Origin of the sequence: Pseudoalteromonas sp. MT33b, from assembly GCF_014117385.1 — a bacterium.
GTDB classification, from domain to species: Bacteria; Pseudomonadota; Gammaproteobacteria; order Enterobacterales; family Alteromonadaceae; genus Pseudoalteromonas; species Pseudoalteromonas lipolytica.
The window spans coordinates 20,087-33,045 of the sequence record NZ_CP059831.1 but is presented as its reverse complement, the minus strand read 5'-3'; the positions used below and the strand labels follow the sequence as shown (position 1 = coordinate 33,045).

At 42.9% G+C, this 12,959-nt stretch carries 15 protein-coding genes and 1 pseudogene; 6 read left to right on the top strand and 10 right to left on the bottom strand.

Features of this window, described 5'->3' with window-relative positions:
* The first annotated feature begins 70 nt into the window (after positions 1-70).
* Entirely contained in the window at positions 71-1,666 is a 1,596-nt protein-coding gene (locus H3302_RS00155) for a methyl-accepting chemotaxis protein (RefSeq protein ID WP_074989752.1), read from the top strand.
* Between the two features lie 66 nt (positions 1,667-1,732).
* Positions 1,733-2,197, top strand: coding sequence for a hypothetical protein (locus tag H3302_RS00150; RefSeq protein ID WP_065978268.1), 465 nt, complete (start codon positions 1,733-1,735; stop codon positions 2,195-2,197).
* Here the strand turns inward: H3302_RS00150 and hemF are convergent.
* The 6 genes and pseudogenes from hemF to H3302_RS00120 form a co-directional block, all read right to left on the bottom strand.
* Positions 2,194-3,144 (bottom strand): oxygen-dependent coproporphyrinogen oxidase, encoded by a 951-nt coding sequence (hemF, locus tag H3302_RS00145; RefSeq protein ID WP_065978269.1) that lies wholly within the window; start codon positions 3,142-3,144, stop codon positions 2,194-2,196. The two genes, H3302_RS00150 and hemF, sit on opposite strands and share 4 nt — an antisense overlap.
* Before the next feature lie 2 nt (positions 3,145-3,146).
* Entirely contained in the window at positions 3,147-3,713 is a 567-nt protein-coding gene (locus tag H3302_RS00140) for an L-threonylcarbamoyladenylate synthase (RefSeq protein ID WP_036973653.1), read from the bottom strand.
* 35 nt (positions 3,714-3,748) lie between these two features.
* Positions 3,749-4,318, bottom strand: coding sequence for a type I DNA topoisomerase (locus tag H3302_RS00135; protein ID WP_036973654.1), 570 nt, complete (start codon positions 4,316-4,318; stop codon positions 3,749-3,751).
* A 105-nt stretch (positions 4,319-4,423) separates the two neighbouring features.
* Positions 4,424-4,897: a DUF494 family protein gene (locus H3302_RS00130; protein ID WP_036973655.1), complete on the bottom strand. Its 474-nt coding sequence runs from the start codon at positions 4,895-4,897 to the stop codon at positions 4,424-4,426.
* A pseudogene (gene dprA, locus H3302_RS00125) lies at positions 4,890-5,986 on the bottom strand (DNA-processing protein DprA). The gene H3302_RS00130 and the pseudogene dprA overlap by 8 nt, the downstream one beginning before the upstream one ends.
* 29 nt (positions 5,987-6,015) lie before the next feature.
* A complete protein-coding gene (locus H3302_RS00120) occupies positions 6,016-7,134 on the bottom strand; it encodes a LysM peptidoglycan-binding domain-containing protein (protein WP_036973657.1) in 1,119 nt (372 codons plus the stop codon).
* Positions 7,135-7,252: 118 nt separating this feature from the next.
* Between H3302_RS00120 and def the strand changes: the two genes are divergently transcribed.
* From def to trkA, 4 genes are read left to right on the top strand one after another with little or no spacing between them, the layout of a single operon-like run.
* On the top strand, positions 7,253-7,759 hold the full coding sequence (gene def, locus H3302_RS00115; protein ID WP_036973660.1) for a peptide deformylase: 507 nt from the start codon (positions 7,253-7,255) through the stop codon (positions 7,757-7,759).
* Between the two features lie 23 nt (positions 7,760-7,782).
* Positions 7,783-8,736: a methionyl-tRNA formyltransferase gene (gene fmt, locus H3302_RS00110; RefSeq protein ID WP_180311265.1), complete on the top strand. Its 954-nt coding sequence runs from the start codon at positions 7,783-7,785 to the stop codon at positions 8,734-8,736.
* A complete protein-coding gene (gene rsmB, locus H3302_RS00105; protein ID WP_036973662.1) occupies positions 8,729-10,018 on the top strand; it encodes a 16S rRNA (cytosine(967)-C(5))-methyltransferase RsmB in 1,290 nt (429 codons plus the stop codon). The genes fmt and rsmB overlap by 8 nt, the downstream gene beginning before the upstream one ends.
* 9 nt (positions 10,019-10,027) lie before the next feature.
* A complete protein-coding gene (gene trkA, locus H3302_RS00100; protein WP_036973666.1) occupies positions 10,028-11,404 on the top strand; it encodes a Trk system potassium transporter TrkA in 1,377 nt (458 codons plus the stop codon).
* 90 nt (positions 11,405-11,494) lie between these two features.
* Here the strand turns inward: trkA and H3302_RS00095 are convergent, their stop codons facing one another.
* The 4 genes from H3302_RS00095 to H3302_RS00080 all read right to left on the bottom strand — a co-directional run bounded on the left by H3302_RS00095 (position 11,495) and on the right by H3302_RS00080 (position 12,636).
* Positions 11,495-11,713, bottom strand: coding sequence for an EF-hand domain-containing protein (locus H3302_RS00095; RefSeq protein WP_036973668.1), 219 nt, complete (start codon positions 11,711-11,713; stop codon positions 11,495-11,497).
* A gap of 71 nt (positions 11,714-11,784) precedes the next feature.
* Positions 11,785-12,000 carry a calmodulin gene (locus H3302_RS00090; RefSeq protein WP_036973670.1) on the bottom strand — a complete coding sequence of 72 codons (216 nt, stop codon included), beginning with the start codon at positions 11,998-12,000 and terminating at the stop codon, positions 11,785-11,787.
* Between the two features lie 146 nt (positions 12,001-12,146).
* Positions 12,147-12,359 carry a calmodulin gene (locus H3302_RS00085; RefSeq protein ID WP_036973671.1) on the bottom strand — a complete coding sequence of 71 codons (213 nt, stop codon included), beginning with the start codon at positions 12,357-12,359 and terminating at the stop codon, positions 12,147-12,149.
* Positions 12,360-12,423: 64 nt separating this feature from the next.
* Positions 12,424-12,636 (bottom strand): EF-hand domain-containing protein, encoded by a 213-nt coding sequence (locus tag H3302_RS00080; protein WP_036973672.1) that lies wholly within the window; start codon positions 12,634-12,636, stop codon positions 12,424-12,426.
* Positions 12,637-12,959: the final 323 nt, after the last annotated feature.

Here is a 12,959-nt window from a genome sequence, read left to right as displayed (position 1 = left end):
GCTATATCAATATACGCTTTTTCTAAATAAAGATAATACTCTTTCCTTAGTTTAGTGGAAGCGTCGTCAAGTGAAGTCTATCCAATTTAAAATTTATACATTGCTTGCAATTACTGGTGTGCTGGTCTTATTTGCCAGCATATTTAGCAGTGCTCAGCAGCAACAAGCCCTCGCGCAAGATACCGTTGAAAGTAATATTAAGTTACTAGCCGATAACTACTTTGACTCTATCAATACCATGATGTTAACAGGCACAATGGCAAACAGAGAAATTCTGAGTAATAAATTAAGAAGCCATGAAAACATTGAAGACGCGCACATTATCCGCAGCGCTATTGTTAATAAGCTCTACGGCCCCGGAAATGCGAACCAAGCAGCGAATACTGACGCTGAGCGCGATGCATTAAAAGGCACCGAAGCGCTGTATATCGATAAAAACAACAGCACCATGACCTACTTAAAACCCATGTTTGCAACACGTGATTATAAAGGCACGAACTGTCTAGGGTGCCATCAAGCACAGGAAGGTGATGTTCTTGGGGTGGTAAAAATCAGTTATTCACTGGCTGATATTGAGCATGAAGTGTCACAAAACACCTTGATGAATACTTTATTGTTATCAACCATTTTTATTGCTGCTTTTATGTTACTGGCCATGTTATTCAGAAAGATTTTTATAAAACGATTAAAAATCATCAGTCATACCATGCATTTAGCAACCACCAATAAAGATTTGAGCCTCAATATTAATGATGACCACAATGACGAGTTAAGTTCATTGGCCACCAGCTTTAACCACATGATTAGCGCCTTTAAAGACAACATTGCGCAAGTGTCGCATTCATCTAAAGTGCTGATCCACTCTGCCGAGAGCATCTATGCTTCGGCCGACGCCACAGAGCAAGCCATCTTGCAGCAAAAACAAGGCACAGACTCAGTGGCTGCTGCGATAAATGAACTTGAAAGCTCATCAAGTGAAGTGAAAAATACCACTCACTTTGCGTCTGAAAAATCAGAACACAGTAACCAACTTGCACAGCAAAGCTTAGAAGTAGCGGAACACACCGAGCTGAGTATTAATCAGCTTGCAGCAGATGTAAGAGCAGCCGCAGATCAAGTATCACAATTGCAAGCGCAAACCCTCGATGTTGGTAAAGTTCTTGAAGTGATCAGCAGCATTGCCGAGCAAACCAATTTACTGGCCTTGAATGCAGCCATTGAAGCGGCACGTGCAGGTGAAGCTGGACGAGGCTTTGCGGTTGTTGCTGATGAGGTAAGAACGTTGGCGAATAGAACACACGACTCAACAGACGAAATTCGCCGCACTATTGATAAGTTACAACACGAGGCGGCCCAAACGGTCAATACCATGAATAATTCGAGTGCAGAAGCCGATGAGCGGGCTGTGCAAGTAAAACAAGTGGCAAAAGCACTGCGTGATATCTCAGCACAGATGAGTGAAATAAACCAACTCAACGTGCAAATTGCCGATGCCACAGAGCAGCAAAATTTAGCCGCAGAAGAAATAAACCAAAGTGTTGTCGCGATTAGTGATAATGCCGAACATTCCTTGGTTGATGCCCATGAAAATCAAAAAGTCAGTGAAGAGTTAGTGTCGTTAGCACGCTCTTTAGATGAGCAAGTAAGGCGTTTTAAATTAAGCTAAATTGCGCATTTTATGCACAACTGATAGAGTAGAGAACACTATTTCGCGACAGATATGGACGTTTAAATGAAATATCCCCCTACTCTTTTAGTGTGTGCAGGTTTAGTGTGTGCTGGGCTTATTGCCGTTTTGTATGCTTCATTCTCTCGAGATTCACATCCCTTCACTGAAACGGCCTACTCAAACGACCTGCTTTACCACGATGATATTCAGTTTATTGCCAACTCACTGCTTACTTCAGATAAAACAACTAAAAGTGATGATTATGAACAGCTCATTATAAAAGGCTTTGACACATTGATTCAGCACCCTGAATTTTATGAAGTGAAGCTCGACTTTTATGCGTGTGATAACACAAAGTGTCTAACGCAAATCAGTGCTCCCATTAAGACTTCTGAGCATGAGCTGGCTATTTTGAAAAGCGAAATTTTATTTAGCATTTTGGCAGAGCTGCCAAGCAGAACAAACGTTGTCACCACCGTAGATAATGACAACGCAAAGTTGTTTAGAGTTATTTCAGCACTCGATTAAAGCTGCCACTGACGAGCAATAAGCGCTTCTTCTGTTGTGTTAAGCCATGCTTGTGGGCGTAAATAATATTGATATAGCTTCGCTTCAGGGCTATCCACCGCAGGTGCATAGTTATATTCCCAGCGTGCTAATGGTGGCATCGACATCAAAATAGACTCTGTACGCCCGCCGGTTTGTAAACCAAATAAGGTGCCTCGGTCCCACACTAAATTAAATTCGACATAACGGCCACGGCGATAAAGTTGAAAATCTCGCTGTTGCTCTGTTGTTGGTGTCTCTTTTCGACGCTCAATAATAGGTAAATAAGCGTCTAAGAACCCATTACCAACTGCTTGCATGAAAGCAAAGCTTTGCTCAAAGCCAAGCTCATTTAGGTCATCAAAAAATAAACCACCTACTCCGCGAGTTTCACTGCGGTGCTTTAAGTAAAAATAATCATCACACCAGGTTTTATATTTATCGTAAACACCGTCACCGAACGGCTGACATAAATCATGCGCAACTTGGTGCCAATGCTGTACATCTTCAAAAACAGGGTAATAAGGTGTTAAATCAAAACCACCTCCAAACCACCAGATAGGCGCTTCCCCGTCTTTTTCAGCAATAAAAAAGCGTACATTAGCGTGACTAGTTGGAATGTGTGGGTTTTTTGGGTGGATCACCAGCGATACACCACACGCATGGAAACTACGACCAGCAAGTTCTGGACGATGAGCCGTCGCTGATGCTGGCATTGAAGCACCAAATACATGCGAGTAGTTGACTCCTCCTTGCTCAATAACATCTCCCCCTTGAATCACCCGCGTACGACCACCGCCGCCTTCTTCGCGCTGCCAATTATCTTCAACAAATTTTGCTTTGCCATCGGCGTTTTCAAGGCCCTTACAAATGCTATCTTGTAGGGCCATTAGGTATGTTTTTACGTGTTGGAGTAGCTCGCTTTGCATGTTTATCCTCTGAATACTTTGCCGGTCATTGCATCTTTAATCACACTAGGTTGACTATTGCCACCGAGTGGCTCATCGACATAAAAATCAACACGATCAGCGAACTCACTTTTAGCGTGCGTAATACTCATCACTGTAGGCTGGCCGGTTAAGTTTGCGCTGGTTGAAACCATTGGTTTACCAAACTGCTGGCAAAGGGCTTTAACAGTTGGATGATTAGTGACACGTACAGCAATACTATCAAACTGGCCTGTTAACCACTTAGGTGTCTCTTTTGCCGCTGGCATTACCCATGTAATTGCACCCGGCCACTGCGAAAAAATATCAGCACGTTTATCCATCGGGATCTTAGCATCATCAACATACTTTAATAACTGACCATAATTATCAGCAATTAAAATTAAGCCTTTTTCAACGGGGCGTTGTTTGATTGCTAGTAGCTTTTCTACAGCAGCTTGATTATCAGGGTCACAGCCAAGACCGAATACTGCTTCGGTTGGGTAAACAATCACACCGCCTTGTTGTAATGCATCAATGGCATTGGCAGGTTGAGCAACAGGATCAGACAAAGAAACTCTCCTAATTTAAGCAAATAACGAGTGTATTAAGATTCTATAAGCTTGTGCATACACGACTTCTGAGGGCATTGTAGCACAACACCCGAGGCCATTTTCTTTTCAGTCATAACAGGCCACTGGCACGCTGGGCATACCTGAGCAACGGGTTTATGGTTCAGTGTGTATTTACATCGAGGGTAGCAGTCACAGGAATAAAAGGTCTTGCCAAATTTATTGCTACGCGCAACCAACTGCCCTTTTTTACACTTAGGGCACGCGGGCAAAGTGGGTGCATCGTCAGCATCTTCATCATGCGCTATGTAGTGACAGTCAGGGTAACCTGTACACCCTATAAACATACCGTAACGACCATTCTTGATCACAAGCGGTCTAGTACACTCGGGACATGCACTGTCTTCGAGTACTTTAATTTGCTGGCTGTCATGATGAGCAAGTGGGCGAATATAGTCGCATTTAGGGTAACTGGCGCACCCTAAAAATGGGCCTGATTTAGAGTGTCGCATAACCAATTCAGAACCACATTTAGGGCAAACCTCATACTCTTTTTCTAACGCATGTTTATCTGCAGAAAAAAGAGAATGGTCGATTTTACTCATAAGATTCCTGTGAGGCTGGCTAATTTTCGCTTAATATACCCAAACTCAGCAAAGATACAAGCAAAGTCGAAAGCGACGAGCCACCATGCTCCCAGCGGCAATGCATTAATGAAGCACGTCGGCTGGTTCGTCAAAGATCAGGTCTTCCATTTGCGCATATGCTTGCTCTGAGCCGGGCACATTAAATAGCACCATTAACACCACCCATTTTAAATCTTCTAAATGGATAAATGGTTTATCAAGGGCGCACAATCTATCAATAACCATTTCACGGGTTATTGTATTGATGACACCGATTTGCTCAATAAACATTAAGAAGCCTCGGCATTCTGTGCTCAACATTTGGCATTCGCTATCTGTGTAGATGCGCGTAGCATGTTGTGGCTGCGCATTTAAATAAGGGCACACATCACTTTGTTGCAGATCTGCGAGCTGCTCAAGCCAATCAAGTGCTTTGTAGATTTCAGGTTTGTTAAAACCAGCACGCACCAACTCATCGGTGAGCTCGTTTTCTTCCGTGAAGATTTCAGCTTCGCTATGGATATAGTTTTCAAAAAGATACATGAGGATGTCAAACATATTTATGTCCTCCAAGTCTTATATAACCATCTAGCACTCGTTCGACTTTATCGGCGAGCTCTAGGTCAAGTAACCGAGCTTGTACTTCATCGATTGGTAGTTGGCTGCGTTGAGTTATTACATCCACGCTGGTTACCTCAAACCCTATACTTTTGAACACTGGGCAGTCGAGTTCATCTGCAATAGGCTGTTCTATATTATATAGACTGTTTTCACAAAAAAAGCTCACTTCATCAAGAATGTCACTCACATTTTCAACTAATTTAGCACCTTGCTTAATTAAAAAGTGACTCGCCTCTGAGAGAGGATTCTTAATTGAACCCGGTACTGCAAACACTTCTTTATTTTGCTCCAAGGCATAACGCACAGTGACTAAAGAGCCGCTTTTTATTTGCGCTTCTACAATTAATACCCCTAATGACAAACCAGAGATAATGCGATTACGACGCGGAAATTTGTCGCATTGGCAGCGGTTCCTGGCAAAAACTCCGACACCAACAAGCCGCGTTCTGCCACGTGCTTAGTTAATAATTTATGACGTTTAGGGTAGGCAATATCAAGCCCCGTCCCAAGCACTGCAATTGTATTACCACTTCCCGCTAAAGCCCCTTTATGCGCTGCTCCATCAATCCCCAGCGCCATACCCGACGTTATCGTCATACCGAGTAATGACAACTGATGCGCAAACTCAGCGGCAATCTCTGACCCCGTAGGCGTTGCATTGCGACTGCCCACTATTGCTATTTGTGGCGACGATAATAATGCAACGTTACCCAAACAAAATAACAGTAAAGGCGCACTGGCAATGTGTTTCAATAAAGGCGGATAGCAATCATCAAAGTAACAAATTACAGTTAATTGCTGTTGCTTAATAAGGGTTTGGTAATGTTCAACCTGATGCCAATCGGTATTGGTGAGGTTATTAGCTTGGCTTTGTGTTAAGCCTAAACTCTGCAATTGTGCGTTAGTCAGAGCGAAGAGTTCACTCAGTTCGTGTTTTTGGCTTAGCGCTATAAGGGTTTTAACCCCTATCCCTTTACATAAATAAAAGGCAAGCCAGTGAGCTAGCTTGCCTGAATACTGTTCCATGCTCCCTCCTTAGAGCGTCCTCAGAGGAGTTAGTTTATGACTGCATAATCTCCAACTCTAATAGGATGCTGATTTTTTACAATCAGTGCATAACTGACGGTATCGTAAACCTTAAATACCATTAGCTCACCGACTTTCTCCTTTGGCATATGCCATACTTTACTGTCTTCGTCCGCCTCTACACCTAAAAAGTCATTCGTATCAGTGATTAACTTTTCAAGGCTGGTTGAATCTTCGCGATAGCGCGGACCATTTGCGCCATCAAACACTTCTGGAGACTGACGTTGAATATCAAGTACAAAACCAGGTTTAACTTGGTCTGACCCTAAATTTAGCACAACAATATCCATTGTACTAAATTCACGAAGTTCAGTGGCAGACGAAATAATTGTGCCATTCATTGTGGTATCAGGGCGTTTCATTGTGAAGTATGCCGGCAGCAATTGACCATCCATTGCTGGCATCAAAAAATCATTTGGTCTAATTTCTTGTTTAATCAACTCAATTTTCACTGAAGCCGGGATCCCATTAGCAACATCACCGCTTCTAAATGCACGCACAATGGCGACCAACTCTGCTTTATTAGCCAACACTTCTTGTGAAGTCGGGTCAATTAACTCAGAGCCTTTACGATATACTGCATACGCTTCATTTAGGTTTAAGTCCCCTTTTACGTACAGAATATGATCCATCGTGTTCATTTTAGTATTAACGCTGGCACCTAAGATATACGGTTTTTCAGCAATCACATCCGCGCTAATAGCCTGCTCATAACTTAAGTAAGGACGCAATAATTCCAGGGGTAAAGTCGGTACGGCTTGCTTACCTTTCGGAGTTATTCGCCCTTCAGGAGACAGCTTTTTATAGCGCGCATTCTTCACGAGACGCGGATTTCCATCTTTATCGTAGATTAAAGTGAGCGCATCACCGGGGTAGATTAAATGTGGATTAGCAATTTGCGGATTCATTTGCCATAAATCAGGCCATTGCCATGGTTCATTGAGATACACGCCAGAAATGTCCCAAAGCGTATCACCCTTTTTCACAACATATTGTTTTGGAGCATCTTTTTTTATTGTTAACACATCAGCAGATGCTGTAAAAGCGCAGCTAATGGCTAACATAGCCGCAACTAATGGATGTCTCATTTGGCTTCCTTGTGTTGTTTTTAGATTATTATCAACCAAAACCTGTTAAAGGTGAACACGAATGGCTAAAATAAGAGCATACAATACCCTAAATGAATCACAAGTGTAAAAGGTAACTATGGCTAGGTTAGAAGTTTTAAGATTTCCGGATGAGCGTTTACGTACAATCGCGAAAGAAGTACCAGAAGTAAACGACGAAGTTCGTCAAATCGTCAAAGATATGCTTGAAACGATGTATGACGAAAACGGTATCGGCTTAGCAGCTACGCAAGTAGATATCCACCAGCGAATCGTGGTCATCGATGTCTCTGAAGAACGTGACCAACCACTGGTATTAATTAATCCAGAAATAACTCAAAAAGATGGCTCAACAGTGAGCGAAGAAGGTTGTTTATCTGTTCCTTATTCATATGCGAAAGTTGACCGTGCAGAAACAGTCACTGTGAAAGCGCTTAACGAACATGGCGAAGCATTCAGTTTAGATGCTGATGAATTACTGGCTATTTGTATTCAGCATGAGCTTGATCATCTTAAAGGCACCCTGTTTATTGATTATTTATCGCCATTAAAGCGCCAACGTATCCGTAAAAAGCTTGAAAAAGAAGCAAAGCTCGCTGCTAAATAATAAGTTTATCGATAGGAATTTCTGTGACACAACCATTACGCATTATTTTTGCTGGTACGCCAGACTTTGCTGCGCGCCATTTACAAGCACTGATTGATTCAGAGCATGACATTGTTGGCGTGTACAGCCAACCAGACCGCCCTGCGGGTCGCGGTAAAAAACTAAAAGCAAGCGAAGTAAAAGAGCTGGCTGTTGCTCATAATTTACCCGTTTTTCAACCTGAGTCTCTTAAGTCAGATGAGGCGCTCGCTGAGCTACAAACCCTTAACGCCGACATCATGATTGTGGTCGCGTATGGCTTATTGCTACCTAAAGCAGTTTTAGAGACACCTCGCCTTGGTTGCTTAAATGTTCATGGTTCGATTTTACCGCGTTGGCGCGGTGCAGCACCGATTCAACGTGCAATTTGGGCTGGCGACAGTGAAACTGGCGTAACCATAATGCAGATGGATGAAGGCTTAGATACCGGCGATATGCTCCATATTAGTCGCTGTCCAATCGATAGCGCAGAAACCAGCAGTTCACTTTACGACAAGCTTGCGGCACTTGGACCTGATGCGCTCATTAGTACGATAAACCGCCTTGCTGCCGGTGAGATAGTACCTGAAAAACAAGATGACAATCTTGCCAATTATGCGAAAAAGCTCTCTAAAGACGAAGCAAACATTGATTGGACCCAGGACGCAGCACAAATTGAGCGTAATATTCGCGCCTTTAATCCATGGCCTGTTTGCTTTACCCAAATGGCAGGTCAAACGGTAAAGATTTGGCAGGCTGAAATCGTCTCTCACACCGCTGAAGCAGGTAAAATTATCGCCGCAGATAAGCAAGGTATTACCGTTGCCTGCGGTCAAGATGCACTTAAGATCACCCTACTTCAACCTCAAGGCAAAAAACCAATGGCAGTCAGCGATTTTTTAAATGGCCGCAGCGACTGGGTTGAACCTGGCTCAGTATTAGGGCAAAACAATGAGTAATGTTAGAGCACTTGCTGCTGAAACTCTGTATAACGTGGTTGATAAAGGTGCATCGTTAAACCAAGAATTGCCCTTTGCAAGCCAAGGTTTATCGCCAAAAGATAAAGCCTTACTACAACAAATTTGCTACGGTGTGCTGCGTTATTTACCTAGCCTCGAAAATTACTGTCAGCAACTTTTAGATCAACCGCTAAAAGGCAAGCGCCGTATTTTCCAGTTCTTGCTGTATGTGGGCATTTACCAACTTCAGCATATGCGTGTTCCACCGCATGCTGCTATTAGTGAAACCGTTAATGCATTACAACAAATGCGTGCGCTAGGTTTAAAAGGCTTAATTAACGCTATTTTACGAAGTTTCCAACGTGAACAAGCCGAGCTTGAAGAAAAAGCCAAGCAAATCCCTGTTTGCCAATACAACCACCCAGGGTGGTTTATTAAGCACGTTACAGCAGCCTACCCTGATAACTGGCAAGATATTCTTGAAGCAAACCAACAACAAGCTCCAATGTGGTTACGTGTAAATCAAGCACAATATAGCACGCAAGAATACAGCGACATGCTCAAAGCAAATGACATTGAACACAGCCTCAATGCTGATTTTCCAGATGGTATTAAACTTGCCAAGCCATGCGATGTATTTTCTTTACCTGAGTTTGAAACAGGTGCATGCTCTGTTCAAGATGCGGCGGCGCAGTTAGCAGCACGTTTTTTAGATCCACAAGATGATGAGCTGATTCTTGATGCCTGTGCAGCGCCAGGCGGTAAAACCTGCCATATTTTGGAGCTTGCTGATGCCGATGTATTAGCACTAGATAGCGACAGTGAACGCTTAGAGCGTGTAAAACAAAATTTAGTACGTATTGGCCTTGCCGCTGATTTGCAGTGTGCCGATGCATCACAGCCGCATATTTGGTGGGACGAAAAGCAGTTCGATCGAATTTTACTTGATGTGCCTTGTTCTGCCACCGGTGTTATTCGTCGCCACCCTGATATTAAATGGTTGCGTAGAGCGTCAGATATTGAAGACCTTGCACACTTACAAGGTGATATTCTCAACAGTATCTGGCCTCTGCTTAAACCGGGTGGTACGTTAGTGTATGCAACCTGCTCAGTGTTACCACAAGAAAATCAGCAACAAGTTGCCACGTTTCTTGCTAACAACAGCAATGCAGAGCATATACCACTGCATGAAAACGATACTCCAACGTTACCTGGCTTGCAATTGCTACCGGGTGAGAGCGATGGTTTCTACTATGCAAAGCTAGTTAAAAAACATTCATAAGAATACACCATGAAAATAATCATACTCGGTGCCGGACAAGTCGGCGGCACATTAGCAGAAAACCTCGTTGGTGAGCAAAACGAGATCACAGTGGTTGATATCGACGGTAACCGCTTACGCGAGCTGCAAGATAAGTACGATCTACAGGGGGTTACTGGTCACAGTGCTCACCCAGATGTACTGCGTCGCGCAGGCGCAGAAGACGCCGATATGATTATTGCGGTAACCAGTTCAGATGAAGTGAACATGGTTGCCTGCCAAGTCGCCTACAGTATTTTTAATACGCCCACCAAAATTGCGCGTATTCGCTCAGAGCAATACTTAAAGTACCGCGAAAAGCTGTTCCATAATGACGACTTACCGGTTGATCACTACATCGCTCCAGAAGCCTTAGTGACTAAGTATATTCGTCGATTAATAGACTATCCGGGTGCTTTACAAGTGCTGCAGTTCGCTGATGGTATGTTATCACTGGTTGCAGTAAAAGCTTACTATGGTGGCTTATTAGTTGGGTATGCGCTGTCGGCATTGAAAGAACATATTCCCAATGTAGAAACCCGTGTAGCAGCAATTTACCGACAAGGTAAAGCAATTAAACCACTCGGCACAACCGTGATTGAGGCTGACGATGAAGTGTTCTTTATCGCCGCAACAAAACACATTCGAGCGGTCATGAATGAGCTGCAAAAACTTGAACGCTCATACAAGAAAATCATGATTGCAGGTGGGGGTAATATTGGTGCAGGTTTGGCGCGCTCACTAGAAAAAAATCACAGTGTTAAACTTCTTGAGCGTAATAAAGAACGTGCGGCACAGCTCTCTGAGTTACTCGACAATACCGTTGTGTTCTGTGGTGATGCCTCTGATCAAGAACTGCTCTCAGAAGAGCACATTGAACAAGTTGATGTGTTCATTGCTGTTACAAACGACGACGAAGCAAACATTATGTCGGCCATGCTTGCTAAACGCATGGGCGCACAAAAAACCATGGTGCTGATCCAACGCGGCGCCTATGTTGACCTCGTTCAAGGCGGTGAAATAGATATTGCCATTTCACCACAACAAGCGACTATCTCAGCTCTGTTAACGCATGTTCGCCGCGGTGATATCGTTAACGTTTATTCATTACGTAAAGGCGCGGCTGAAGCAATTGAAGCCGTAGCCCATGGCGATGAACATACATCGAAAGTTGTTGGCCGCGCGATTGCCGATATCAAGCTACCCGCAGGCACCACTATTGGTGCAATTGTGCGTAATGACGATGTACTCATTGCTCATGATGATACGGTGATTCAGTCGGGTGACCATGTGATCATGTTCCTAATCGACAAGAAACACATCACGGTTGTTGAAAAGCTGTTCCAAGTTAGCGCTATTTTCTTATAGACCAAAAACATGAAAATAAAAAAGCAGCCATGACGGCTGCTTTACGACTCTTGAAGTGAAAGTAGTTAACCAGAGTCTCTGGTTACGAACCTATTGAATCTGTGCGAACTCTTCTTTTGAAAGCTCTCCGTTACCATCGCTATCAAGCTCAGGAAATAGTTTTTCAAGCTGCATATTTACAGATGCTTCTTCTTTGCTGATCACGCCATCGCCGTTGGTATCAAATGTAGAAAAACTGACGCCTTGAGCAAACGCTGCTGATGACGTTGCTAATGCTAAAATAGCCAATGTTGTGTTGATGTGTTTCATAATAACTGCCTCAAAATTTGAAAAGAGTGAAGTCCGTTTCTGAGATCCCTGTTTAGTGGAAATTGGCTTTGTTACTCGGCCGCTGAAAATTCTGTTTCAGTCAGTACGCCATCACCATCGACATCCAGTGTTTTAAATTGTGACATGATTTTTGCGTCGACTGATGCTTCACTTTTGCTTATCACACCATCGCCATCTACATCCAATGTATCAAAGTCAGTGGCAGCAAAAACAGCTGAAGAAGATGCAAGTGCAATTAGGGCTAGTGTTTTATTTACTGTCTTCATAATCATATTCCTTCAATATTTAACTAAAAAAGTGTTAGCTGATCACACGCTCCTAGTTGTTCTTTGTCATGGATTCCCTTATCCATTTAGGCTGTCTTTGGCAGCTCAGAACTAATCAGCTAGATAACTTGGCTTGCTTAATTTCATTAAGCTTTTGAAAATTCTTGTTTTGATAACTCACCGTTACCGTCAGTGTCTAATTCGCTAAACTTACTCATTAGCTCTGCATCGACGGATGCTTCGCTTTGGCTAATAACGCCATTGCCATCAACGTCTAGCGTTTCGAAATCGCTCATCGCAAATGCGGCTGATGAAGAGATAAGTGCCACAAGGGCTAATGTTTTATTTACTGTGTTCATAATGTAATCCTTCAAATAGTAGCTTTAAGTAAGAAGTCCTTTTCAATGTGTCCTTACACTGAAATTATGCTTTCGCGAACTCTTCTTTTGATAGTTCGCCATTACCGTCGGTATCAAGCTCTTTAAACTGGCTCATTAACGGTGAGCTTACAGATGCTTCGCTTTTACTGATTGCTCCATCGCCATCGACATCTAGCGTTTCAAAATCCACCGCTGCAAATGCAGTTGATGAAGCGACAAGGGCGATAAGTGCACATGTTTTGTGTAACGTTTTCATAATCACTATTCCTTCAATGTTGTCTAAACTGCGATAGAGGACTAATTCCTAAATCAACTTTCTCTGTGTTCGCTTTAACTATTTCAACTTCAATGCCAAAGTTTAAAAAACGCTATAAATCATGAGGTTAAATATATATTGTGGTAAATTAGGGGAAAACTGGCTGTTATTTTGTTGCTTTTTAGCAACAAGCAATGAGGTGAGAAAATTTTTTATCTATTAATCAATAAGTTAAAAAAGCAAAAACAGAGACATCCGCCGTTTCTTGTCACTAAAACAGAGAAAATATTGCGTATGGGGGCTAAACCGTAGATGAATGACAA

What these genes read in the sequence shown, in the direction of transcription:
- H3302_RS00130 (WP_036973655.1), bottom strand. Translation starts at nt 4,897, where the DNA reads ATGTTTGACATCCTCATGTATCTTTTTGAAAACTATATCCATAGCGAA.
- rsmB (WP_036973662.1), top strand. Translation starts at nt 8,729, where the DNA reads ATGAGTAATGTTAGAGCACTTGCTGCTGAAACTCTGTATAACGTGGTT.
- trkA (WP_036973666.1), top strand. Translation starts at nt 10,028, where the DNA reads ATGAAAATAATCATACTCGGTGCCGGACAAGTCGGCGGCACATTAGCA.
- H3302_RS00150 (WP_065978268.1), top strand. Translation starts at nt 1,733, where the DNA reads ATGAAATATCCCCCTACTCTTTTAGTGTGTGCAGGTTTAGTGTGTGCT.
- H3302_RS00120 (WP_036973657.1), bottom strand. Translation starts at nt 7,134, where the DNA reads ATGAGACATCCATTAGTTGCGGCTATGTTAGCCATTAGCTGCGCTTTT.
- H3302_RS00095 (WP_036973668.1), bottom strand. Translation starts at nt 11,713, where the DNA reads ATGAAACACATCAACACAACATTGGCTATTTTAGCATTAGCAACGTCA.
- H3302_RS00090 (WP_036973670.1), bottom strand. Translation starts at nt 12,000, where the DNA reads ATGAAGACAGTAAATAAAACACTAGCCCTAATTGCACTTGCATCTTCT.
- H3302_RS00135 (WP_036973654.1), bottom strand. Translation starts at nt 4,318, where the DNA reads ATGAGTAAAATCGACCATTCTCTTTTTTCTGCAGATAAACATGCGTTA.
- H3302_RS00085 (WP_036973671.1), bottom strand. Translation starts at nt 12,359, where the DNA reads ATGAACACAGTAAATAAAACATTAGCCCTTGTGGCACTTATCTCTTCA.
- hemF (WP_065978269.1), bottom strand. Translation starts at nt 3,144, where the DNA reads ATGCAAAGCGAGCTACTCCAACACGTAAAAACATACCTAATGGCCCTA.
- H3302_RS00080 (WP_036973672.1), bottom strand. Translation starts at nt 12,636, where the DNA reads ATGAAAACGTTACACAAAACATGTGCACTTATCGCCCTTGTCGCTTCA.
- def (WP_036973660.1), top strand. Translation starts at nt 7,253, where the DNA reads ATGGCTAGGTTAGAAGTTTTAAGATTTCCGGATGAGCGTTTACGTACA.